General features: G+C 66.6%; 24 protein-coding genes. 14 read left to right on the top strand and 10 right to left on the bottom strand.

Annotated elements, in window-relative coordinates; all coding sequences use genetic code 11:
• Nucleotides 1–187 precede the first annotated feature (187 nt).
• Nucleotides 188–1,645: an N-acetylmuramoyl-L-alanine amidase gene (locus tag ACLJPD_RS02855; protein ID WP_410870122.1), complete on the top strand. Its 1,458-nt coding sequence runs from the start codon at nt 188–190 to the stop codon at nt 1,643–1,645.
• A gap of 77 nt (nt 1,646–1,722) precedes the next feature.
• Nucleotides 1,723–2,754 carry a CobW family GTP-binding protein gene (locus ACLJPD_RS02850; protein ID WP_410870121.1) on the top strand — a complete coding sequence of 344 codons (1,032 nt, stop codon included), beginning with the start codon at nt 1,723–1,725 and terminating at the stop codon, nt 2,752–2,754.
• Between the two features lie 52 nt (nt 2,755–2,806).
• On the opposite strand, the gene ACLJPD_RS02845 is transcribed toward ACLJPD_RS02850, so the two are convergent.
• Genes ACLJPD_RS02845 through glp form a run of 3 tightly spaced genes read right to left on the bottom strand, consistent with a single transcriptional unit; the run spans nt 2,807 to nt 5,422 of the window.
• Complete coding sequence (locus ACLJPD_RS02845) at nt 2,807–3,238, bottom strand: molybdenum cofactor biosynthesis protein MoaE (RefSeq protein WP_410870120.1); 432 nt, start codon at nt 3,236–3,238, stop codon at nt 2,807–2,809.
• The gene (moaCB, locus tag ACLJPD_RS02840; RefSeq protein WP_410870119.1) at nt 3,231–4,220 is read right to left on the bottom strand and encodes a bifunctional molybdenum cofactor biosynthesis protein MoaC/MoaB; all 990 of its coding nucleotides are present in this window, start codon (nt 4,218–4,220) and stop codon (nt 3,231–3,233) included. The genes ACLJPD_RS02845 and moaCB overlap by 8 nt, the downstream gene beginning before the upstream one ends.
• Nucleotides 4,217–5,422 (bottom strand): gephyrin-like molybdotransferase Glp, encoded by a 1,206-nt coding sequence (gene glp, locus ACLJPD_RS02835; RefSeq protein ID WP_410870118.1) that lies wholly within the window; start codon nt 5,420–5,422, stop codon nt 4,217–4,219. The genes moaCB and glp overlap by 4 nt, the downstream gene beginning before the upstream one ends.
• Nucleotides 5,423–5,564: 142 nt before the next feature.
• Here glp and moaA point away from each other — a divergent pair, with 142 nt between their 5' ends.
• Together moaA and ACLJPD_RS02825 are read left to right on the top strand one after the other, a co-directional pair.
• A complete protein-coding gene (gene moaA / locus ACLJPD_RS02830) occupies nt 5,565–6,623 on the top strand; it encodes a GTP 3',8-cyclase MoaA (RefSeq protein ID WP_410870117.1) in 1,059 nt (352 codons plus the stop codon).
• Nucleotides 6,616–6,858, top strand: coding sequence for a MoaD/ThiS family protein (locus tag ACLJPD_RS02825; RefSeq protein ID WP_410870116.1), 243 nt, complete (start codon nt 6,616–6,618; stop codon nt 6,856–6,858). Before moaA ends, ACLJPD_RS02825 begins: the two co-directional genes overlap by 8 nt.
• Nucleotides 6,859–6,865: 7 nt before the next feature.
• Here the strand turns inward: ACLJPD_RS02825 and nadE are convergent, their stop codons facing one another.
• Both nadE and ACLJPD_RS02815 read right to left on the bottom strand, forming a co-directional pair.
• Complete coding sequence (nadE, locus tag ACLJPD_RS02820) at nt 6,866–7,690, bottom strand: ammonia-dependent NAD(+) synthetase (protein ID WP_410870115.1); 825 nt, start codon at nt 7,688–7,690, stop codon at nt 6,866–6,868.
• A 6-nt stretch (nt 7,691–7,696) separates the two neighbouring features.
• Entirely contained in the window at nt 7,697–8,344 is a 648-nt protein-coding gene (locus ACLJPD_RS02815) for a TetR/AcrR family transcriptional regulator (RefSeq protein ID WP_410870114.1), read from the bottom strand.
• A 96-nt stretch (nt 8,345–8,440) separates the two neighbouring features.
• On the opposite strand from ACLJPD_RS02815, the gene ACLJPD_RS02810 reads away from it, so the two are divergent.
• The 4 genes from ACLJPD_RS02810 (at nt 8,441) to nrdE (ending at nt 12,277) form a co-directional block, all read left to right on the top strand.
• Complete coding sequence (locus tag ACLJPD_RS02810; RefSeq protein ID WP_410870113.1) at nt 8,441–9,010, top strand: NAD(P)H-dependent oxidoreductase; 570 nt, start codon at nt 8,441–8,443, stop codon at nt 9,008–9,010.
• A gap of 388 nt (nt 9,011–9,398) precedes the next feature.
• On the top strand, nt 9,399–9,632 hold the full coding sequence (gene nrdH / locus ACLJPD_RS02805) for a glutaredoxin-like protein NrdH (RefSeq protein ID WP_410870112.1): 234 nt from the start codon (nt 9,399–9,401) through the stop codon (nt 9,630–9,632).
• A gap of 30 nt (nt 9,633–9,662) precedes the next feature.
• Nucleotides 9,663–10,136 carry a class Ib ribonucleoside-diphosphate reductase assembly flavoprotein NrdI gene (nrdI, locus tag ACLJPD_RS02800; protein ID WP_410870111.1) on the top strand — a complete coding sequence of 158 codons (474 nt, stop codon included), beginning with the start codon at nt 9,663–9,665 and terminating at the stop codon, nt 10,134–10,136.
• A gap of 35 nt (nt 10,137–10,171) precedes the next feature.
• Nucleotides 10,172–12,277: a class 1b ribonucleoside-diphosphate reductase subunit alpha gene (gene nrdE, locus ACLJPD_RS02795; protein ID WP_410871899.1), complete on the top strand. Its 2,106-nt coding sequence runs from the start codon at nt 10,172–10,174 to the stop codon at nt 12,275–12,277.
• Nucleotides 12,278–12,327: 50 nt separating this feature from the next.
• Here the strand turns inward: nrdE and ACLJPD_RS02790 are convergent, their stop codons facing one another.
• Nucleotides 12,328–12,759 (bottom strand): hypothetical protein, encoded by a 432-nt coding sequence (locus ACLJPD_RS02790; RefSeq protein WP_410870110.1) that lies wholly within the window; start codon nt 12,757–12,759, stop codon nt 12,328–12,330.
• A 146-nt stretch (nt 12,760–12,905) separates the two neighbouring features.
• Between ACLJPD_RS02790 and pnuC the strand changes: the two genes are divergently transcribed.
• The 3 genes from pnuC (at nt 12,906) to ACLJPD_RS02775 (ending at nt 15,251) form a co-directional block, all read left to right on the top strand.
• Complete coding sequence (gene pnuC / locus ACLJPD_RS02785) at nt 12,906–13,553, top strand: nicotinamide riboside transporter PnuC (RefSeq protein WP_410870109.1); 648 nt, start codon at nt 12,906–12,908, stop codon at nt 13,551–13,553.
• Nucleotides 13,550–14,614 (top strand): AAA family ATPase, encoded by a 1,065-nt coding sequence (locus ACLJPD_RS02780; protein ID WP_410870108.1) that lies wholly within the window; start codon nt 13,550–13,552, stop codon nt 14,612–14,614. The genes pnuC and ACLJPD_RS02780 overlap by 4 nt, the downstream gene beginning before the upstream one ends.
• 148 nt (nt 14,615–14,762) lie before the next feature.
• Nucleotides 14,763–15,251, top strand: coding sequence for a DUF3558 domain-containing protein (locus ACLJPD_RS02775; protein WP_410870107.1), 489 nt, complete (start codon nt 14,763–14,765; stop codon nt 15,249–15,251).
• A gap of 25 nt (nt 15,252–15,276) precedes the next feature.
• On the opposite strand, the gene ACLJPD_RS02770 is transcribed toward ACLJPD_RS02775, so the two are convergent.
• Together ACLJPD_RS02770 and ACLJPD_RS02765 are read right to left on the bottom strand one after the other, a co-directional pair.
• Nucleotides 15,277–16,269: an LLM class F420-dependent oxidoreductase gene (locus ACLJPD_RS02770; protein WP_410870106.1), complete on the bottom strand. Its 993-nt coding sequence runs from the start codon at nt 16,267–16,269 to the stop codon at nt 15,277–15,279.
• Nucleotides 16,270–16,456: 187 nt separating this feature from the next.
• Nucleotides 16,457–17,143: a DUF899 family protein gene (locus ACLJPD_RS02765; protein ID WP_410870105.1), complete on the bottom strand. Its 687-nt coding sequence runs from the start codon at nt 17,141–17,143 to the stop codon at nt 16,457–16,459.
• 80 nt (nt 17,144–17,223) lie between these two features.
• Here ACLJPD_RS02765 and ACLJPD_RS02760 point away from each other — a divergent pair, with 80 nt between their 5' ends.
• Both ACLJPD_RS02760 and mgtE read left to right on the top strand, forming a co-directional pair.
• Nucleotides 17,224–17,799: a TetR/AcrR family transcriptional regulator gene (locus tag ACLJPD_RS02760; RefSeq protein ID WP_410870104.1), complete on the top strand. Its 576-nt coding sequence runs from the start codon at nt 17,224–17,226 to the stop codon at nt 17,797–17,799.
• A gap of 357 nt (nt 17,800–18,156) precedes the next feature.
• Nucleotides 18,157–19,608 carry a magnesium transporter gene (mgtE, locus tag ACLJPD_RS02755; protein WP_410870103.1) on the top strand — a complete coding sequence of 484 codons (1,452 nt, stop codon included), beginning with the start codon at nt 18,157–18,159 and terminating at the stop codon, nt 19,606–19,608.
• Nucleotides 19,609–19,644: 36 nt separating this feature from the next.
• Here mgtE and ACLJPD_RS02750 read toward each other — a convergent pair whose 3' ends face one another.
• Nucleotides 19,645–20,625, bottom strand: a complete 981-nt coding sequence (locus ACLJPD_RS02750) for a peptidase (protein ID WP_410870102.1) — start codon at nt 20,623–20,625, stop codon at nt 19,645–19,647.
• 137 nt (nt 20,626–20,762) lie between these two features.
• Nucleotides 20,763–21,839 carry a hypothetical protein gene (locus ACLJPD_RS02745; RefSeq protein ID WP_410870101.1) on the bottom strand — a complete coding sequence of 359 codons (1,077 nt, stop codon included), beginning with the start codon at nt 21,837–21,839 and terminating at the stop codon, nt 20,763–20,765.
• Nucleotides 21,840–22,096: 257 nt separating this feature from the next.
• Between ACLJPD_RS02745 and nrdF the strand changes: the two genes are divergently transcribed.
• Nucleotides 22,097–23,059 carry a class 1b ribonucleoside-diphosphate reductase subunit beta gene (nrdF, locus tag ACLJPD_RS02740; RefSeq protein WP_056812336.1) on the top strand — a complete coding sequence of 321 codons (963 nt, stop codon included), beginning with the start codon at nt 22,097–22,099 and terminating at the stop codon, nt 23,057–23,059.
• The last annotated feature ends 38 nt before the right edge of the window (nt 23,060–23,097 follow it).

The raw sequence follows: 23,097 nt of genomic DNA, 5'->3' as shown, positions 1-23,097 counted from the left end.
GATCGGCCGCTGGTCGCCCCTCTCGGCATCCGGCCAGCGTCCTTTCATGCTTCCATCCAGTTGCATTTCGGTAACTGTGCTTGCCCTGTGGTTGCCAACGTTGCAAGAGTGAACCACTGGGTTTGGTGTTACCAGGTGTTACCAATGGGAAGGGAGGGGTGCTCCGGTCCCGGAGCGCCGACCGAACATGCAACCAAACATCATCAAGGCCGGAATCTGCTCTACCGTCTCCGCCGCGGTGGTGGTGTCGCTGTCGGGTTTGGTCCCCGTGACCGCCCACGCCGCCCCTGAACCGGCGACCAGCGAGCAGCTCGCCGGTAAAACGATCTTCCTCGACCCCGGTCATCAGGGGACGGCCCATTCGGAAGACCTGAGCCGCCAGGTCGACAACGGACGCGGCGGCACCAAGGACTGCCAGACCACCGGGATGACCTCGCTCAACGGCATTCCCGAACACACCATCAACTGGGACGTCGCCCAGCTCGTGCGGGCGTCGCTGCAGGCACTGGGTGCCGAAGTGGTGCTGAGCCGCGCCGACGACACCGGGTGGGGCGGCTGCGTCGACGATCGCGCCCGCGCCGCCAACCAGTCCGGCGCCGACGTGGCGGTGAGCATTCACGCCGACAGCGCGGGCCCCGACCAGCACGGATTCCACCTGATCGTGCCGCAGCTCCCGATCCCCGACCCGATCGCCGACAAGGCGCAGTCCGGCGGTGGGCGACTCGTGTCGAGCGCGGTCCGCGACGCCTACCTGGCGGCAGGCTTCTCGCCCGCGAACTATGCCGGCGTCACGGCAGGTCTGCAGACCCGCGAGGATGTCGCGGGACCGGCGCTGACGCAGGTGCCGATGGTGTTCGTGGAGATGGGCAACGGTGCCAATGTCGACGACGCCGCACGCCTGGAATCGCGCGAAGGTCAGCTCGAGCACGCGGTGGCCATCACCACCGGCGTCGTCGGGTTCCTGCTGAACAAGCCGATTCCTTCGTTCGCCGTGGCACCACTGCCCGGTCGAGTGCCGGTCGCGACCACGACCCAGACACCGAAAAACGCACCCGCTCCCGACCCCGAGACGCCCGCGCCGACCAGCCAGGCGCCTACGCCGAGCGCACCTGCACCGGCTGCGAGCCAGGACGGTGACGCCGCACCGGCTCAGCCTCCCGCCTCGGCGTCGACCACGACGACGGCGGCCCCCGGAGCGGGAGCGCAGGCTCCCGTACCCGACCGGGCACCGGCTGATCCGCCCCGGTTGCCCAGCGGCTCGAGCGGCGACACGCCGCCGTCGGAGGATCAGGCCGACCCCACCGGGCAGGCGGCTCCCGTGCCCGCACCGGTCCCCGCACGTGCCCCGATCGCGGCACCGGTGCCGGTAGCCCCCGTCCGCACCGCGGCCCCCGGCGCCCCGGCCCCCAAGGCAGCCCCCGAGGCACCGTCCACCACCACGAAGAACCGCGGCGCCACCCCGAGAACCCAGTCGACGCCCGAGGAATCCGAGCTCGATCTGAGCACTCTCGGCGGCCCGATCACCGCCGTCATGACGCTCCTGATGCCCCTGGCCCAGGCCCTCGGCATGGACGAATCAACCATTCCAGGCCAGCTGATCAACCTGGCATACACACTGGTAGGCATGGTTTTCGGGCCTTCCTGACAGTTCGCGGCACCCACGCCGCCCACTCCTGATCCAGGGGTGGGCGGCGTGCTGTGTGGCGGTGGGGAGGTGGCACCATGGACCCGGTGATTCCTGTGGTGATCGTGGCCGGATTTCTTGGCTCGGGGAAGACGACCCTGCTCAACTACCTGTTGCGCAACAATCGAGGGACTCGCATCGGGGTGGTGGTCAACGACTTCGGGGCGGTGAACATCGACGCGATGCTGGTGGCCGGGCAGGTCGATGCGATGGTGTCGCTCGGCAACGGGTGCGTGTGCTGCGCGGTGGACGTGTCCGAACTCGACGATCTGTTCGCGCAGCTGGCGCAGCCCCGTAGTGCGGTGGATGTGATCGTGGTGGAGGCCAGCGGACTGGCCGAGCCGCGCAACCTGATCCGGATGGTGATCGCCAACCCGAACCCCCGGATCGCCTATGGCGGGTTGGTCGAGGTGGTCGACGCCGAGCAATTCGCCTCGACCAGCGCGCGACATCCTGAGTTGGTGACACACCTGCGGATGGCGGATCTGGTGCTGGTGAACAAGGCCGACCGAGTCGCCCCCGAGGCACTGGCCGGTTTACGCGAACAGATCGCCGGGTGGGTCGGTCAGGTGCCGGTCTACGCGACAACGCACGGCCGGATCGATCCGGGTCTGTTGTTCGATGATCGCGTGCCGGAACAGCCGACAGTGGCCCAGCAGTTGAGCTTCGATTCGTTGCTCGATGATCACGACCATGATGACCCCGACCACCGGCATCTCCACGATGACTACGTGTCGGTGTCGTTCACGAGCGAGCGCGCCTTGAATCCCCGTGCGCTGGTGGATTTTCTGGAAGACCCGCCATCAGGCCTGTTCCGCGCCAAGGGATGTGTGGCGTTCGCGGTGGCGGGCGAACGACGTAAGTTCGAGGTCCACTTGGTAGGCAGACACATCGTCTTCACCCCCGGCACCTGGGCGCGCGGCGAGCAACGTGTCTCGAGCCTGGTGCTCATCGGTGCCGGACTGGACGCTGACACGGCACTGAAACGCTTGCACGACACCATCTTCGATGGCGAGACGCTCTTGGACGATCAAGCGATGCTCGGGATCTGGCGCTACACCCAGCAGTGAAGTGCGCTCAGCCCGGAGATGGTTGTCACCGCACCGAGGGCCGCGGCGGTGGTCAGCCGCAGGCGTTGACCCATTCCGAAAGCCCGTCGGCGAACAACTGTCGCTTCCAGATCGGCACCTCGTGCTTGATCCGGTCGACGAGTTCGGCACACACCGTGAACGCCTCGGCCCTATGCGGTGCGGCCACCGCCACGACGATGGCCAACCCGCCGATCGTGAGCGGCCCGATCCGATGCGTCGCCGCGACCGGAAGTCCGTGTGCCTGGGCTACTTCCGCGCAGATCGCGTGCAGGAATCGCTGCGCCTGCGGATGTGCGGAGTACTCGAGCGAAGTCACCGCTTGCCCGCCGTCGTGGTTGCGCACCTTGCCGGTGAACACCACGACAGCGCCGAATTCCGGCCCCTCGACAGCTTTTTCGACGGCAAGGGGCTCGAGATCCTGATCGCTGATCGTCGCCAGGCGCACCGCACCGAAGTCACTCATGGTTGCCGCCTCCGGCTACTTGCGCGAGCAGATGATCCAACAACGGTTCCAGCACGGCGATGCCGTCCTTCACCCCACCCGGGGAACCCGGCAGATTGACGACAACCGTGCGTCCGGCAAGACCCGCGACACCGCGACTCAGCGCGGCCAGGGGGAACTTCGCGGTCCCACGCTGCCGGATGGCGTCGGCGACACCGGGCAGTTCCCGATCGAGCACAGCGCGGGTGGCTTCGGGCGTCGCATCGGTGGGGGAGGCGCCGGTCCCGCCGGTGGTGACGACGAGCGCGGGCGCCCCGCCGAGGGCGTCGGTCAGCCCCGCGGCGATCTCGGCGTCGGCGTAGACGAGTGGTCCGCGAACCGAGAACCCCTGTGCGGTAAGCCATTCGGTGAGTACCGGGCCGGTGGTGTCGGTGCGTGTGCCCGCCGCGGTGCCAGTGGACGCGACTACGACGACGGCCGTCCTCGAAACATTCTGCGCATCAGCGGATTCCGGTTCGGCGTCGGATCGATGCTCCGGCCGCACCCAATGCCCGTGCTTCCCACCTTCTTTGGTGATCAGTCGAACCCCGTTCATCACCGCACCGGGATCCACGGCCTTCACCATGTCGTGCAGCGTCAATCCTGCGACGGCGACAGCGGTCAAGGCTTCCATCTCGACGCCGGTCGGCCCCTTCGTCTTGGCGGTCGCCTCGACAGTGATCGACGTTTCGGTGAACCCGAACTCCACCTTCACCGACGACAACGCCAGCTGATGACACAGCGGAATCAACTCGGAAGTCTTTTTCGCACCGGCGATTCCGGCCAACCGCGCCGTGGACAGCACATCCGCTTTGGGCATACCCTCGGCCCGCACCAGCGCGATCACCTCGGCGGTGGTCTGCAATTCGCCTGCGGCGACAGCGATTCGGGTGGTGTCGGCTTTCGCGCTGACATCGACCATGCGCGCCCGACCCTCGCGGTCGACGTGGGACAACTCGCTCATAGGGACAAGATTCGCACAGGGACGCCCGCGTCCAACGAGGTGACCTCGGCGGGCACGTCGATGAGCACATCGGCCCAGGCCATGCCCGCGATGAGATGTGAGCCGGGCCCCGAGATCACTTCCACCCCGTCCTCGGTCACCAGACCGCGCAGGTATTGGCGACGACCGGCAGGGGAGCGGACCGAAGTGAGCAGGGTCGCCTCGCGGCTCACCACTTCCGGCAGACCCGCCAGCGCGCGCACGGCCGGTCGCGCGAACACGGCGTACGACACCATCGTGCTCACCGGATTGCCAGGGAAACTGAGCACGGGGACCTCGTCGACCACCGTGTACCCTTGCGGACCGCCGGGTTGCACCGCGACCGAGCCGAAGGTCCCGCCGAGCGGACCCAGCACATCCTTGACCACCTCGAAGTCGCCCTTCGAGACGCCACCGGAGGTGAAGACCAGGTCGGCGGCAGCGGTCGCGGCGCGCAGCACCGAGGTGAACACCGCGGGGTCGTCGGTGCTGTGCGCGACCTCGACCACCTCGACACCGTCGGCCCGCAAGGCCGCGGCCAGGGCGATGCCGTTCGAGTTGTAGATCTGCCCCGGAGCGAGCGTGCTGCCCGCGGGCTGCAGTTCGTCACCGGTGGTGAGGCAGACGGCGCGTAATCGACTCAGCACCGGCACGGTCGGGAGGCCGACGGCAGCCAAGGCCGCGATATGCCGGGGCGCGAGCACCGTGCCCGCCCGGGCGACAAGCTCACCCGCCCGCACATCGGTACCGGCCTCGCGCACGAATTCACCACGCCCACGGCCACGTTCGACCACGATCCGACCGTCACCCGACTGCACATCCTCGACCGGCACCACACAATCGGAACCGGGCGGCATCGGCGCACCGGTCATCACCTTCACCGCCGCACCGGCGGGCAACGCGTCGGCGCCCGGCTTACCCGCCGCCACCACGCCGACCACCGGCAGCGTGACCGGCATGACGGCCACATCGGCCGCGCGCACCGCGTACCCGTCCATCGCCGAGTTGCGGAACACCGGCAGATCGATCGGCGACACCACATCGGCCGAGAGCGTGCGGCCGAGCGCCTCGGGTACCGGCGCCTGCTCATCGGGGCGGTCGGCGAGGTGGGCCAGCAGCGCGGCGATGGTGTCGCGGTACTCGTCTACGCTGCGCGCCGACGCGGTAGCGGGCCGGGGAGTCATGCTGCCAGCTTAATCGCCGCCGTTGGAGCCGGTCATGGTCGCGTAGCTCACGATGACGGACTGTTCGCGGTGAGCTGACGAGTTCGCGACGAATCGGCCCGGCGGACGGAATTCGTCGGGCCCGACGGGTCATACTGTAGAGATGACGCTGGTCCAGATGGGGATACCCGCCGTGCGATCGGAGCGGCCGTCTCTCGACGGCAGGCCCGAGACGCCGTTCCTCGTCGACCGCTTCGGCCGGATCGCCCGCGACCTGCGGGTATCCATCACCGAGAAATGCTCGCTGCGCTGCACCTATTGCATGCCCGAAGAAGGCCTGCCGCCGATCCCGCGCGAGGAACTGCTCACCGCCGACGAGATCGTGCGCCTGGTCTCCCTCGCGGTGCGCGAGTTGGGCGTGCGGGAAGTGCGGTTCACCGGCGGCGAACCACTGATGCGCCGGGAGCTGGAACAGATCATCGCGGGCTGTCACGCGGCGGTGCCCGGCACACCGCTGGCCATGACCACCAATGGGGTGGGTCTGGAGCACCGCATCCACAAGCTGGCCGCGGCCGGTCTGACCAGGGTCAATGTGTCCCTCGACACCGTCGACCGGGCTGATTTCACCCGCCTCACCCGCCGTGACCGGCTGGAGTCGGTACTCAGCGGCATCCGAGCCGCGCGTGACGCGGGGATGGCGCCGGTGAAGGTCAACGCCGTGCTGATGCGGCACAACCTGGCGGGCGCGGCCGACCTGCTCGCGTGGTGCCTGGCCGAAGAGTGTGAACTGCGATTCATCGAGGAAATGCCACTCGATGCCGACCACGAGTGGGCCCGCGATCACATGGTGACGGCCGCCGATCTCCTCGACGTCCTCGGCGAACGCTTCACCCTGACCCCCACCGCCCGCGCCGATCCCTCGGCCCCCGCCGAGAAATGGCTGGTCGACGGCGGGCCTGCGACCGTCGGCATCATCGCCACGGTCACCCGCAAGTTCTGTGACAGCTGCGACCGCACCCGGCTCACCGCCGACGGCATGCTGCGCTCGTGCCTGTTCAGCGATCAGGAGTTCGACGTGCGCAACGTGTTGCGGGCAGGCGCCGACGACGACGAGGTCGCCGAGCTGTGGCGCGGTGCGATGTGGCAGAAATGGGCCGGTCACGGTATCGACGCCGCCGGTTTCGTCCCCCCGGAACGCACGATGGGAGCCATCGGTGGTTGAGGTCCGCTATTTCGCCGCGATCGCCGACGCGGTCGGCAAGAACACCGAATCCCTCGACCTTCCCGCAGGCGCCACCGTCGCCGACCTGCGCGCCACCCTCGCCGCCACCTACGGCTCCGACATCGACAGCCTCGTCGGTGTGTGCGCTTTCCTCATCGGCGACGAACTCACCCGCGACCCCTCGGCCATGCTCCGCGACCGAGTGGACGTCCTACCCCCCTTCGCCGGCGGCTAGCCTTGCACTAGCGCCACCAGGTGTCGAGGGGGGTTACCGGGACCGTGCGCTTGTGGCGGGTGTTGGTGAAGATCGTTTCGAGACGGGTCGCCACCTCGGGAGTGACGTCCTTGCCTTCGAGGTAGTCGTCGATCTCGGAGTAGCGCAGGCCGAGTGCGTCCTCGTCGGCCAGGGCGGGGCGATCGTCCTCGAGGTCGGCGGTGGGGACCTTGGACCAGATGCTCGCGGGGGCGCCGAGTTCTTGCAGCAGGGCCGCACCCTGGCGCTTGGTGAGACCGGTGAGGGGGGTCAGGTCGACACCGCCGTCGCCGAACTTGGTGAAGAACCCGGTGACCGCTTCGGCCGCGTGATCGGTGCCGACCACGAGCAGGCTTTCCTGGCCCGCGAGGGCGTACTGGGCGACCATCCGCTCGCGCGCCTTGATGTTGCCGCGCACGAAGTCGCGTAACCGCTCGTGATCCAGTGCGCCGGCGACCTCGATGCCGATCGCGTCGGCGCTGGGGCGAATGTTCACCACGACCGTGCGATCGGGGTCGACGAAGTTCAGCGCGGTCTGCGCGTCGTGCTCGTCGGCCTGCACGCCGTAGGGCAGCCGCACCGCGAGGAATTTCGCCTCGACACCGTCGGCGCGCAGCTCCTCGACGGCCAGCTGGCACAGCCGACCGGCCAGCGCGCTGTCCTGCCCACCGCTGATCCCGAGGGCGAAACCCTGCGCCGGGGTGGTGGCCAGGTAGTCCTTCAGGAAGTCGACGCGCTGCCGGACCTCCTGCTTCGGCTCGATCTCGGGCAGCACACCCAACTCGGCAATGATCTGTTCACGCAGTGTCCCCATGCCGTCTCACTCTACTTGGGGTGCAGGCGAAATGACGCGGCGAACGAACCATTCCCAGTTGTCACCGATCTGTTCGCGGGTGTAGCCGAGCACCTCGACCTGGTGGATGATCAGCGCCGCCGACAACGTGGACAGCAGCGTGTCGGCGATCAGCGGAACCTCACCATCGACGCCTGCCGCACGCAGCAGCAGCATGACGTGCGCTTTGTGCAAGTTGTACGGTCCGCCGTCGAAACGCCCGTTCTTCTCCGCGGCCTGGTGCAGATCGCCCTCGACCTCGATATCGAGCAGCCGGGTCCGCCCGAACGCGATCAGCCGTTCGACCGGGCCCGCCTCGGGCCCCAGCGGCGCGGGCCCGAACATGAACGCGGCTTGGAACTTCTGTTCGGAATGATCCAGCAGCGCCAGCATCAGTCCGGTCCGATTGCCGAACCGGCGAAAGACCGTGCCCTTGCCGACGCCTGCCCGCTTGGCGAGGGCGTCCATCGTGAGTCCGTCGACGCCGTGCTCGCGCACCAACTGCTGGGCGGCGTCGAGCAGCAGTGCGCGGTTGCGGGCGGCGTCGGCACGTTCGACGGGCTCCGCACTGCCGGGCAGCGGCCGTCCGATCCCCAGCAGGGACGGCTCGTCCGACCTGGCTGTGCCATAGCTCACGCCACTCACACGTCCTCCGCGGGAAGTATTCGGACCGGGGTCCGGTTAATGTCGGGTGAAACCTTGATCATTCCACTGAGTACACCAGGAGTCGCCATGAGCGAGACCCGCATCCTTACTCTCGTCGGCAGCCTGCGCGCGGGCTCCATCAATCGCCGGCTGGCCGAGGCCGCGGTGCAGACCGCGCCCGCCGACGTCGACGTCACCATCTACGAGGGTCTCGGTGAGATCCCGTTCTACAACGAAGACCTGGATGTGCCCGATGCGGTACCCGCGCAGGCCGAGGCGCTGCGTGCCGCCGTCGCCGCGGCCGACGCCGTCCTGCTGGTCACCCCCGAATACAACGGCACCCTGCCCGCCGTACTGAAGAACGCCATCGACTGGGCCTCGCGTCCGTACGGCGCCGGTGCGATCAAGGGCAAGCCGGTGGCCGTCGTGAGCGCGTCGATCAGCCCGAACGCCGCGGCGTGGGCGCACGGTGACACTGTCAAGTCCGTCGGCGTGGCGGGCGGCGTCGTCGTCGAGTCGGCGCACGCGCAGTTCGCGACCATCGGCGAGCGTTTCGCGCAGGCTCATCCGGCAGAGGACGCCGAAGCGCTGACCCAGCTCGGCGCGACGGTCCACCAGTTGGTCGCCGCGGTGAACGGCACCCTGATTTCGGCGTAAGCTAGGCGTTCGGCAGGGGCGTCGCATCCATCGCGGTTGCGACGCCCCTTTCGCTGTCCCCGGAGTTTGCTGAAGACTCGCCGGTAGATGAAATTGTGATCTGAACCACCGTTTTCCCTGCTGGCCGGGCACCGGTCCTGGGACTTACCGCGTGGGAATTACATCCGTGCGACTCGCAACACCTTGTGTTGTTCCCATCTGTCGGACACTAGGTGTAGTGTCTGTCGTACTGGAAGACGGTGTGGAGCACCACTGATCGGGCCCAAGGGAAGGGGTTGCGAGCAGGGCTTTCTCCGCCAGATCCAGGAGTTTGCGCAGCATCACCCGTTCGTGCATTGCATACGGATCACAGGCTGTGGATCAGGCATAGGAGAGAGGGACTTCCATCATGACCATCACCGTGTACACCAAGCCCGCTTGCGTGCAGTGCAACGCCACCTACAAGGCTCTCGACAAGGTCGGCGTGGACTACGACGTCATCGACATCTCTGAGAACGACGAGGCGCGCGACTACGTCATGGCGCTGGGCTACCTGCAGGCGCCGGTCGTCGTCGCGGGTGAGGATCACTGGTCGGGCTTCCGTCCCGATCGCATCAAGTCACTCGCCGTCGCGGCTGCCTAGCTCGCGCCGGTTCGCCGGTAAGGAGGCGCCATGCCCGAGCAGATGACTCCGGGCGGGCTGGTCTACTTCTCCAGCGCTTCGGAGAACACCCATCGTTTCGTCGAGAAGCTCGGTCTCCCGGCAACTCGACTTCCACTACACACCACCGCTGAATCGCCGCGGATCGACGAACCCTACGTGCTGATCACCCCCACCTATGGTGGTGGTCGCCACGTCATGGGCGGACAGCGTCCCGACAAGGACCTCGTTCCGCGGCAAGTCGCCAAGTTCCTCAACGACCCACACAACCGCGCGCTGCTGCGCGGCGTGATCGCGGCCGGAAACACGAACTTCGGCGATACCTATTGCGTTGCAGGAGACATCATCTCGCAAAAATGCGGGGTGCCGTATCTGTATCGCTTCGAACTCATGGGAAACGCTGAGGACGTCGCGCGCGTCCGAGAGGGATTGGGATTGTTTTGGCAACAGCAACCACAGCACCGGCAGGCAAGTCAGCACGCCTAGAGCAGTCGGCGGTGCGCGGCGAGACCGGCGAGGTGATGGACTACCACTCTCTCAACGCCATGCTGAACCTGTACGGCCCCAACGGCGAGATCCAGTTCGACAAGGATCGCGAGGCCGCACACCAGTACTTCCTGCAGCACGTCAACCAGAACACCGTCTTCTTCCACAACCTGGACGAGAAGCTGGACTACCTGGTCAAGGAGAACTACTACGAGTCCGAGGTGCTCGACCAGTACGGTCGCCCCTTCGTCAAGAAGTTGTTCCAGCAGGCCTACGCCAAGAAGTTCCGGTTCCCGACCTTCCTCGGCGCGTTCAAGTACTACACCTCGTACACGCTGAAGACCTTCGACGGTAAGCGCTACCTGGAGCGGTTCGAAGACCGCGTCTGCATGGTCGCGCTCACGTTGGCGGCGGGCGACGAGGTGCTCGCGAGCAACCTCGTCGACGAGATCATCGACGGCCGCTTCCAGCCGGCGACTCCGACGTTTCTGAACTCCGGCAAGAAGCAGCGCGGCGAGCCGGTGTCCTGCTTCCTGCTGCGCATCGAGGACAACATGGAGTCCATCGGGCGCTCCATCAACTCCGCGCTGCAGCTGTCCAAGCGCGGCGGCGGTGTCGCGTTGCTGCTCAGCAACATTCGTGAGCACGGCGCCCCGATCAAGAAGATCGAGAACCAGAGCTCGGGTGTCATCCCGATCATGAAGCTGCTCGAGGACTCGTTCTCCTACGCGAATCAGCTGGGTGCGCGGCAGGGCGCGGGCGCGGTGTACCTGCACGCCCACCACCCCGACATCTACCGCTTCCTCGACACCAAGCGCGAGAACGCGGACGAGAAGATCCGCATCAAGACACTGTCTTTGGGTGTGGTTATCCCCGACATCACCTTCGAGCTGGCGAAGAAGAACGAGGACATGTACCTGTTCTCGCCGTATGACGTCGAGCGCATCTACGGTGTGCCGTTCGCCGATGTGAACGTCACCGAGAAGTACTACGAGATGGTCGACGACAAGCGCATCCGCAAGTCGAAGATCAAGGCGCGTGAGTTCTTCCAGACCATCGCCGAGCTGCAGTTCGAGTCGGGCTACCCCTACGTCATGTTCGAGGACACGGTGAATCGGGCCAACCCGATCAAGGGCAAGATCACCCACTCGAATCTGTGCTCGGAGATCCTGCAGGTCTCCACCCCGTCGGAGTTCAACGACGATCTGTCGTATTCCAAGGTGGGCAAGGACATCTCGTGCAACCTGGGTTCGCTCAACATCGCCAAGGCGATGGACTCGCCCGACTTCGGTCAGACCATCGAGACCTCGATCCGCGCGCTCACCGCTGTCTCGGATCAGACGCACATCTTCTCGGTGCCCTCGATCGAGCAGGGCAACAACGAGTCTCACGCCATCGGCCTCGGGCAGATGAACCTGCACGGGTACCTGGCGCGTGAGCGAGTGCACTACGGCTCCGAAGAAGGTATCGACTTCACCAACATCTACTTCTATACCGTTGTCTACCACGCGATTCGGTCGTCGAACCTGATCGCCAAGGAGCGCGGCACCGCCTTCGGTGGGTTCGCCGACTCCAAGTACGCCAGCGGCGAATACTTCGACAAGTACACCGAGCAGGCCTGGGTTCCCAAGACCGACAAGGTGATCGCGATGTTCGCCGACGCGGGCGTGCGCATCCCCACCCAGGACGACTGGCGTCTGCTCAAGGCCTCGGTGCAGGAGTTCGGCATCTACAACCAGAACCTGCAGGCCGTCCCGCCGACCGGTTCGATCTCCTACATCAACCACTCCACCAGCTCGATCCACCCGGTGGCGTCGAAGATCGAGATCCGCAAGGAAGGCAAGATCGGCCGCGTCTACTACCCGGCCCCTTACCTGGACAACGACAATCTCGAGTACTACGACGACGCCTACGAAATCGGCTACGAGAAGATCATCGACACCTACGCCGCGGCCACCCAGCACGTGGACCAGGGCCTGTCGCTGACCCTGTTCTTCAAGGACACCGCCACCACCCGCGATATCAACAAGGCTCAGATCTACGCTTGGCGCAAGGGCATCAAGACGCTCTACTACATCCGCCTGCGCCAGATGGCCCTCGAGGGGACCGAAGTGGAGGGCTGCGTCAGCTGCATGTTGTGAGCTGAGCTGACGACAAAGGGCGGTCTCCCTGGGAGACCGCCCTTTTCGCGTCAGGGGGCAACGCTGAAGAGGTCGAAGCAGGACCACCCGCCTCGGAACCACTGGCCGGTCAGCTGCCAGGTCGACGGGTAGGTGCCGTCGGCGTAGCGCAGCCGGAGCCCGTACCGGCATTTGCCGATTGTCGTGCGGGTGAGGTTCTGGATGATCGTGCGGTGCAGAAAGGACGCGCCGAGCCAGGCGAGGATGCCGTACAGGACGGCCGTCGTGCCGGAGGCGAGGTACCAGGCGGTGGCGCCGATCGCGGCGTGCAGTGTCATGTCGATGAGAAAGGCGGGAACCACCCCGGTCTCGTCACCGCTGGAAGTGCGTGCGGTGAGCGGGAATTCGTCCTTCGCGCGCGTGCGTTCCCGTGTGTCGGGGGCCGGTCGGCGGACCGCGTCGCGCTCGTATCCGCTGTACCTCGGCGGTGCTGCGTGGCTCATGTGGCTCAGCGTGCTCGACACCGCTTAACAAGAACCCGCTGCTGACCTTGCCGACCTGATCAGTGACTCTCGACGACCTCGAACGAGCCTTGCGGCCACCCTCGTCCTAGGTTATGGTCAATTCGACTAATATTGAAGGCGGGAACATGAACGTGCTGGATCTCGTTGCGACGCTGCAGCAGCCGTTGTTCACGCTGCTCGGAACGGCGGTGAGTTGGACCGAGGTGCTCGGGTTCGGTAGTGGTGCGCTGTGCGTGTGGTTGGTCGCGCGCCAGCACATCGCGAACTGGCCGATCGGCATCGCCAACAATGTGTTCTTCATTCTGTTGTTCACCCAGGCCGGGCTTTTCGCCGATGCGGGATTGCAGGTGGTGTTCATCGCGCTGGCCGGGTACGGGTGGTGGACGTGGGTGCACGGGTCTTCGCACACGCACACGCAGCCGCTGCCCGTCCGTCGCACGACGCGGGTCGAATGGATGGTGCTCGCGACCTGCGGGGTGCTCGGCACCGCCGCGATCACCGTGCTGCTCGACACCGCCACCGAGTCCACCGTGCCGTTCTTCGACGCGCTGACCACCGCGTTGTCGCTGATGGCGACCTACGGGCAGTGCCGCAAACGACTGGAATCGTGGTGGTTGTGGATCGCGGCCGACATCGTCTACATCCCGCTCTATGCCCACAAGGAGCTGTTCCTGACAGCGCTGTTGTATGTCGGATTCCTCGCGCTGTGCGTGCGTGGGTTGATCGCTTGGCGGCGCGATGTTGTCGAGGAGCAGGTGGTGGTCGCGGCATGACCCGATATGGGCACGGGCTGGTGCTCGGCAAGTTCTATCCGCCGCATGCGGGTCATCACCACCTGATTCGCACTGCCGCCGCCCGCTGTGACCGGCTGACGGTGCTGGTCTGCGCCTCGTCGGTGGAGTCGATCCCACTCGCCGACCGCGTGGCCTGGATGCGCGAAATACATTCGGAGCCCGAGATTTCCGTAGTCGGCGCGGTTGACGACGTACCGATGGACATCACCGATCCTGCCATCTGGGATGCGCACATGGCGGTGTTCTTCGCTGCTATTGCTGACCCCGTCGACGCGGTCTTCACCTCGGAGGCCTACGGCGAGGAGCTGGGCAGGCGCTTCGGCGCCGACGCGATCTGCGTCGATCCGAGGCGACTGCGCCATCCGATCTCGGCGACCGAGATCCGCCGAAATCCGCTCGCGCACTGGAACTTCCTGTCCCCGCCGGTCCGCGCCGCCATGACCAAGCGGGTGGTGGTGCTCGGTGCGGAGTCGACCGGGACGACGACCGTCGCCCGAGCGCTCGCCGAGCACTACGGCGCCGGTTACGTCCCCGAGTACGGCCGCGAATACAGCGAACAAAAGCTGGCCGCGCTGGGTCCGGCCGGGCACTGGTCCGACGTCGAGTTCACGTCGCCGGAATTCCCGCTGATCGCCGCGTATCAGCAGGCGGCCGAGGATCGCGCGGCCCGCGACACCGGCCCGGTACTGATCTGCGATACCGATGCTTTCGCCACCACCATCTGGCACGAGCGCTATCTCGGTCACGCCCATCCCCGCATCGTCGCCGAGCACCGCCAGCATCTGTGGCTGCTCACCGATCATGTCGGCGTCCCGTTCGAAGACGACGGTCTCCGCGACGGCGAGCATCTGCGGCCGTGGATGACCGACCGCTTCAGCGACGAACTCGCCCGAACCGGACGGCCGTTCACGATGCTGACCGGTCCGCACGAGCAGCGTCTCGCCACCGCGGTCGCCGCTGTCGACACGCTGCTGGCCGAAGGTTGGGCCATCGCGGACCCGATGCCGGAGCGTGTCACAAGTGAACGGGCGTGCACTTAGTCCGCCGCCCGGTACACGGATGCGGGTGCGTCACAGCCGAGGTGCGTGCTCGTGGTGATCGGCACAAGTCTTGGCCGACGGCGGCCCGCGACAGTCGCGCACCTTGTTAACGTGGCCGCGTTTTGCGATGCACGGTGAGAGGGAACGGATGAAGCGCGCGCTCATGACGGTAGCGGCCGGGGGATTGGCGCTCGCGGCGCTCGTCGGATGTTCGAGCGACGAGCCCGCGGAAGCGAAGGTGCTGTTCGAGCCGTGCACCGGGGTTGCCGTGGACGCGCTGCAGAAGGCCGGCGTCGACCCCGCGACGAAGATCGCCGCCGGTGCCCCGTCCGCGGGCTGGCAGACCTGCGAGTGGACCGGCGCCGCCGCCCACCTGAAGGTGTTCTCGACCTCACGAACCCTGGCCGAATTCGAAAAAGAGTCAGGCACAACAGCTTTCACCGACTACACCGTCGCAGGCCGCACCGGCCGCCGCCTGGCCGCTGCCGCTGCCCCCACCTCCTGCGACGTGCTCTTCTCCGCCGACCAGGGCGTGATCCGCATGGTCGTGGTGAACAGTCTCGCCCAACAGGCCGCCGACCCTTGCGCCACCCTGCGCCACATGGGCGAATCGATCGTTCCGACCTTCCCCGCGTAAGCCGACAACCCACGCCCGGCGTTGGTTATCCCAGTGCCGGGATCACCTCGCGTTCGAAGAGTTCGATGCCGGAGGTGTCGTAGGCGGCTTCGGGGAAGTTGAGGATGGCGTAGGTGAGGCCGAGATCTTTGACCTCCGTCAGGCGTTCGATGATCTGTTCGGGGGTGCCGACGGCTGCGCTGGTGGCGAATTGTTCGTGCACATAGGTTTTCGCCTCGTCGGCGCCAAGAAAGGGGGTGAAGCGGTCGATGACGGTCGAGAGTCGTTCTTGCACTTCGGTTTCGGTGGTGCCGACGATGGCGTTGAAATTGGAGCTGCGGGTGATCGCCGAGAAATCGGTGCCGACCTCGTCGCAGTGTCGGCGCAGGATGTCGGACTTGCGGGTGAACTCTTCGGGGTTGCCACTGAAATTGGTGTAGTCGGCGTACTTCGCCGCGATGCGCAGCGTCTTCTTCTCGCCGCCGCCCGCGATCCAGATCGGAATGCCGTTCTCCTGCAACGGGCGTGGGTGCACGATGGCGTCGTCGACCTGGTAGTACCGGCCGTCCAGGGTCGCGCGCCCGGTCTGCCAGGCCTGGCGGAAGATCTGCACGCCTTCGTCGAGGCGACCGAGACGTTCGCCCGCGGGTGGGAAGCCGTAACCGTATGCGCGCCACTCGTGTTCGTACCAGCCGCCACCGATGCCCATCTCCACCCGACCGCCCGAGATGAGGTCGACCGTGGCGGCCACCTTGGCGAGGTAGGCGGGGTTGCGGTAGCTCACGGCGGTACACATCTGGCCCAGCCGCACCCGGGACGTGGTGGCCGCGAACGCCGCCATCAACGACCACGCCTCGTGGGTCGCCTCGTCGGTGGGAACAGGTGTGGTGTGGAAGTGGTCGTAGACCCAGATCGACTCCCACTCGGAGCCCGCGTCGAACCGTTGGGCCAGCTCGCGCATCACCGACCACTGGTCGGCCGGTTCGATACCGACCAGATCGAGCCGCCAGCCCTGGGGAACGAAGATGCCGAAGCGCACAGGTTTTCTCCTGGTGTGAGTAGAACTCGAGCGGCGCCACACGCCGCGGCTGTCGCGCTCCACTGTTCCACTTCTGCGCGCTCAGGCAACTGTTCCGCGCGCACCGCGCTGAACCCTGGACCGGCCCTTATCTGCCGAACATCGTCAACGACCGGCTCGACGTGCACCTGATTCCGGGCGATCTGGATCAGGCGGTCGGGTCGCCGTAGGAGGCGGCGATGTCCTTGCTGCTCGGCCAGCGGCTGTAGGTCGGGGACTGGGGCCAGCCCTCGGGGCTGTCCTGCCATTCCTCTTGGCGACCGTAAGGGAGCGCGTCGATCAGGCCGAAGCTGTAGGCGAGTTGCTCGGTGCCGCGGCCATCGGTGTGCCAGCTGCGGTAGACGGTGTCGCCGTCGCGCAGGAAGGTGTTCACGGCGAAGCCCGCGTCGGGGGCCGCGCCCATGTCGGTGCCGAACGGGCTGTCGGCCGTCGAAAACCAGGTCATCGTGTTGCCAACGCGCTTCTTGTAGGCGAGCACCTCGGCTATCGGCCCCTGCGTCACGATGACGAATCGCGCATCGTAGCCATCGAGGAAATCCAGCCGCGCGTACTGCGCGGTGAGTCCGGTACAGCCGGGGCACTGCCAGGTGTTCCCCGGCGTCCACATGTGGTGATAGGTGATCAGCTGCGAATGTCCGTCGAAGATCTCGGCCAGCGAAACATCGCTGCCGTCTTCGGCTTTCAGCGTGTAGTCGGGCAGGCGGACGGCGGGCATGCGCCTGCGCTGGGCGGCGACGGCGTCGAGTTCGCGGGTCGCGGCCTTCTCCCGGATCCTGAGCTGATCGAGTTCGGCCTGCCAGGTGTCCTGGTCGACGACGGTGGGCAATGCGGTCATGATGGGCCACCCTTCAATGTGTACGGTGTGCACATTTGATATGTTCACACCGTATACTTCATGGAGAGGGAGTACAAGGGTTGGCCTATCACCACGGTGACCTCGCGGCGGCTCTGGTCGAGGCGGGGCTCGAACTCACCAGGGCCGGCGGACCCGACGCGCTGACGATCCGCGAAGTCACCCGCCGGGTCGGCGTCACGCCGAACGCCGCCTACCGGCACTTTCCCGACCGGCAAGCCCTGTTGCGCGCGGTCGCGGCGGCGATCGAAGCGAGAATGGCCGAGGGGATGGAGCGCGTCCAGGCGGGACCGCGGGCGAGCCTGCGGGCGGTCGGTCTCGGCTATATCGGCTTCGCGCTGGGTGAACCGGGCTGGTTCGCGGTCGCGTTCTTCGGCGCCGGTGACACCTCGCCCGAGTCGGTCGTCGATTCGCCCGCCTACCTCGCCCTCGCCGATGCGCTCGACATGATGGTGCACGTCGGCGACCTCGCTCCGGCGGCGCGCCCGGGCGCGACCTGGAGCTGCTGGTCCACCGTGCACGGCTTCGCGGAACTGGCATTGCGCGGGCCGCTGCGTCATCTGGACCGCGCCGAGCTGTGGCAGCTCGCGGAGCAGGCCGTCGACACCGTCGTGGCCGGACTCCCGCACTCGGTGTGAGTGGTGTCACTGTGACCAGTGGTACGCGAGATCGGGGTGAACCGAACGCGCCCCGCATGTAGTCTCTTGGTGGAAGGGTGTGCCCGAGTGGGTACTCCAGGTGATCCGCGGAGCGACGATCCGTGGCGACTGTGAGGAGGTGGGGTTGCGATGCGCAACGAACCCCCCAGTCGAAGGCCGCGCGGCGTCACCCCTTCGTCCTCGCACTGAAATCTTGCTGACCTGGTAGGTCCGGCTGGTGCGTGATGGGCCCGGCGGTGGACGCCACGCGGTGTGAACGTCAGCCACCGTTCCACTCATTTCGCATTCTGTCGCTGTGCCGCCCGGATGCGCGTTGTTACGCCAGAGGACTCCTCCATGTCGAACATCGATCTCATCGAAACCCGTCACGTACCCACCGAACCCGTTGCGTCGGAAGCAGTTTCGCCGCGCCGCACACCGGTCGAAGACCATGCGGTGACCGAGGCGCTGGAGATCCTGTCCGAATCGGTGCGCGATATCGTCGCGACCCACCGGGTCACCTGCGGTGGTCTCGACTGGCTCGAGAACCGCCCGCCGCACGTCATCGCCGACGCGCTGGCCCGCATGGACGCCGTGCAGGCCGGTGTCGTGTTCCGGCTGCTCGACAAGGAGCGCGCGCTCAGTGTGTTCGAAGAGCTCGAGCCGGTCGACCAGCAGCAGATCCTGCAGGGCCTGCGCGAGAAGAGCTTTCGCGATCTCGTCGAGGCGATGGATCCCGACGACCGCGCCCGCATGCTGCACGAGGCACCCGCCAAGGTCGCCAAGAAGGTACTGGCCGGGCTGAGCCCGCGTGAGCGCCGGATGACCGCCACGCTGCTCGGCTACCCCGAGGGCTCGGTCGGGCTGTACATGACGCCGGAAGTCGTTGCGCTGCCGGACAATCTGACCGTCGCGCAGGCGCTGGGTTGTGTGCGCGCCAAGGGTGGCAACGCCGAAACGGTCTACACGCTGCCCGTGGTCGATCGCGGTCGGCGCCTCACCGGCATCGTCGAACTGCGCGAACTGGTGCTGCATTCCCCGGACGCGATGGTGTCCGAACTGGTCGTCACCGAACCGCCGTACGTGCGCGCCACCGATGCCGCGGAGAAGGCCGCCCGGCTGATGAGTTCCACCAACCTCATCAACCTGGTGGTCGTCGACAGCGAGGACCGGGTGGTCGGGCTGCTCACCATCGATGACGCGATGGAGGTGCTCGAGGCCGCCGACAGCGAGGACGTCGCCAAGCAGGCCGGTTCGGCGCCGTGGGAAGGCCACTACATGGCCGCCAAGGTGTTCCAGCTGGCGCGCTACCGGGCGCTGTGGCTGACGCTGCTGCTGTTCGCTGCCACGCTGACGGTGAGTGTCACCGACATGTTCGCCTCGACCCTCGAGCAGGCCGCCAGCCTCGCGCTGTTCATTCCGCTGCTGATCGGGGCGGGCGGCAACGCGGGCGCGCAGGCGGCGACGGCGTGCGTGCGCGCGCTGGCGGTCGGCGAGGTGCGCGTCTCGGATCTGTTCAAGGTGATCTGGCGCGAATGCCGGGTCGGGCTGGTGCTCGGGAGCATGCTGGCCGCCGCCGGGCTGCTGATCGGCACGGTGTTCGTCGGGCCGAAGATCGCCGTCGTCGTGGCCATCACACTGGTGGTCATCTGTGGCTGGGCGGCGACCATCGGCGGCACGATGCCGTTGCTGGCCAAGAAGTTTCGCATCGACCCCGCAGTGGTGTCGGCGCCGATGGTGACCACGCTGGTCGATGCGACCGGGCTGATCATCTACTTCACCACCGCGAAGCTGGTGCTGGGAATCTGAAGCTGGTGCTGGGAGTCTGAAGCTGGTGCTGGGAATCTAACGCTGCGGAAAGAGCGTGAGCGTCTGCGCCATGACGTCCTTGGCGACGGCGTCGGTGGCGGCGACCACCTCGACAACTGGGATACGCCTGCCGAACGCGGTGGATTCGGCGGGCAGTTCCGGGCCGACGGCCGCGGTGTAGATCGGGATCGAGCTGTCGTACACCGAGACCGAGCGGTGCACGGTGCGGCCGTCGATGCGGTCTTCGGTGCTGTTGGCGGCCAGGTAGTCGGGCACGCGGTATTCGTAGCTCACGGTGATCTTCTCGCCGCGATAACCGAACAGGCACTGGGTGAGTCGCTGTTCGTCGCCGGGCACCGCGCCTGCCAGTCTGGCGCGGACGGTGCACGGGTCGGCCCCGAGCAGCACGGTCGGTGTGGTGTCGGGGGAGGTGCCCTGCGGCGGCGACTGACGCCAGCGGTCGATCATGCCGGGCATCAGTTCGTCGGCGACGGTGCACGGATTCTTGCCCGGTGTGGACAGACCGAGGTAGAAGGCCGCGCTCGACGGGAACTGGGCGGTCGCCCCGCAGGCGCGTGGTTCGCCGGTATCCCGGTCGGGGACCGTGCGAACGTTCGTGTCGCCGATCTGCCTCGTGATGCCGCGGCCGCCGGTGGACAAGGAGCTCAGCAGGGTGGCGTGCCAGGTCAGCGTCGAGCCCTCACCGGCTTTGTCACTGCCGATGATCGCCCGGCACGAATCCAGGCCGACGGTCACGCTCTTGACCTCGCCGAACTGCGCCAAGGTTTCGCGCGGCAGCAGCGCGCAGACGTCGACCTGACGGGTCGCCTGGGCCACCTCGGCGCGCTGGTTCTGATCCTGGGGGACCTTCGACCAGAACTCGGCGGGCTGGGCGGGAATCACCGGTGCGGGCGGTGACGGCAACGTCCCGTAATCAGGTGGGCTGCCCGCGTCGTCACTCCCGCAGCCGGCGCACACGAGCAACGCGGTAGCGGCCAGCGCCATCCTGCGAAACATCCGCACCCCTGTCCTCGGTCGATCCGGACCCGGACCCGCGCCCGACCACCGAGTCTGCCCGCGGCGGCAACCCTCGCGCAAACATCGCGCGAGGTCGTTCTCAGAACGTTGTCGTCACCGCACCAGCGGTCACGGTGTCAGCGCACCAGCGGCAAGGTCTCGCGCATGACCTTCTCCGCGATCGTCGAGTCGGCCGTGACCGAGACGGTCGGCACGCGTCGACCGAGCAGTGCGTCGGTCGGCCCCGGTGCGAGCCCGGGACCGACGACGGCCGACAGCGACGCCAGGCCGGCCTGGGCGGTGTCGAATCGGTACACCTGGCGGGCGCCGACGGTGAATGCCGGGGTGTCGTCGATGATGGAGCGTTCCTCGTTGTAGTCGTAGGTGACGATCGCGTCGCGCCCGTCGACGCTCAATCTGCACGTGGTGACACCCTGATCGGCCGCGGGCACGCGGACACCGAGCAACGGCGCGACCGCGCACGGATCGGCCCCGGTGATCACGGCTCGATCCGAATCCGGCGAGGTCCCCTGAGCCGGCTCCTTACGCCACTCGGTCAACGCGATCCGCAACAGCGCCTTCGCCGACGCGCACGCATCCTGGGGTGCCCGCACGCTGAACGACAGATCTGCCCCCGCCACGAACCGCGCCCACGCCTGACACGCCCCACGCACCTGCGGGTCGGCCGAGGCCGCGGGTTCGTCATTGAACAGCACCCGCACATCCCCCATCGACTCCTCCTGCACCGGCCCGTCCATCCCCGGCTCACCCTCGAACATCACCCCGGTACTCCAGGTCGCGTCGATCCCGGTGAGATGACCCTCGACAGCGATACTGAGCCGACATTGGTTCGGATGCACGTTCTCGACATCGCGCACGGTCCCGAGGGCTCCCAGTGCCGCGCGGGGCAGCAACGCACACACATCGATCGCCCTGACCTTGCGCAGCACAGCGATCCTGTCCTGATCGGAAACCGCTGCGGTGGACCAGAATCCGCCTCGCGGCATGGAGTCCGGTGCGGGTTCGCTCCCGCAGGCGACCAACATCAGCACCGCGGTGCCGAGCAGGATCAGCTGTCGCACCTTGCCGAGCATCGACAAATCCCCCTCGCGCGAGACGACTCCCGCTCCTGTGACCCGCTTCGGATCCAGTGTGCCGGATTTGCCACCCCTGACCCGCACCGGGCCGGACGCGTCGGCAGTGGCACCGCTCACCGGCAGAACCGAGTGCGCACACGCATGTGGCGAATCACTGGCGATGCGATGGTGGTGCGGCGGCGATCGTGCCGCACAATGGGGGCCGCGTGTGCGGTGTGGGTGTTCGGCCGGTCGGGTCGGATTCCGCGCGCCGCAACACAAGCTGTAGTGCTCCCCGAGGTTGTCACCCACTACGAGTAGTGTTCGGGGTGAAGGGCCTCGTGCACGGCGGCGAGTGCGGGTCATCAGGTCTGGCGGAAAGGTGTGGAGGCGGAATGAAGCTCATCGATCGGGCGTCGGCCATCAATTGGAATCGGGTACCCGATGAGAAGGATGCCGAGGTCTGGGATCGGCTGACCGGCAACTTCTGGTTGCCAGAGAAGGTCCCGGTGTCCAACGACATCCCGTCGTGGAACACCCTCACGCCCGACGAGAAGCAGCTCACCATGCGGGTCTTCACCGGCCTGACGCTGCTCGACACCATCCAGGGCACCGTCGGCGCGGTCTCGCTGATCCCCGACGCGATCACCCCGCACGAGCAGGCGGTGTACACCAACATCGCGTTCATGGAGTCGGTGCACGCCAAGAGCTACAGCTCCATCTTCTCCACCCTGTGCTCCACCAAGGAGATCGACGAGGCGTTCCGCTGGTCGGAGGAGAACCGCAACCTGCAGCGCAAGGCCGAGATCGTCCTCGGCTACTACAACGGTGACGATCCGCTCAAGCGCAAGGTGGCCTCCACGCTGCTGGAGAGCTTCCTGTTCTACTCCGGCTTCTACCTGCCGATGCACTGGTCATCGCGGGCCAAGCTCACCAACACCGCCGACATGATCCGCCTGATCATTCGCGACGAGGCCGTGCACGGGTACTACATCGGCTACAAGTACCAGAAGGGCCTCGAGCTGGTCTCCCAGGCCGAGCGCGACGAGCTCAAGAACTACACCTTCGAGCTGCTCTTCGAGCTCTACGACAACGAGGTCGACTACACCCAGGACCTCTACGACGAGGTCGGCCTCACCGAGGACGTCAAGAAGTTCCTGCGCTACAACGCCAACAAGGCGCTGATGAACCTCGGGTACGAGGGCCTGTTCCCGAAGGACGAGTGCGAGGTGAACCCGGCGATCCTGTCGGCGCTGTCACCCAACGCCGACGAGAACCACGACTTCTTCTCGGGTTCGGGTTCGAGCTACGTCATCGGCAAGGCGATCAACACCGAGGACGAAGACTGGGAGTTCTGAGCGAACTCGACTTACCAACGGCGGCGGAGCTTTTCCGC

This window comes from Nocardia sp. A7 (assembly GCF_046549215.1).
Taxonomy (GTDB): Bacteria; Actinomycetota; Actinomycetes; order Mycobacteriales; family Mycobacteriaceae; genus Nocardia.
This window is presented reverse-complemented; position numbering and strand designations above follow the sequence as displayed.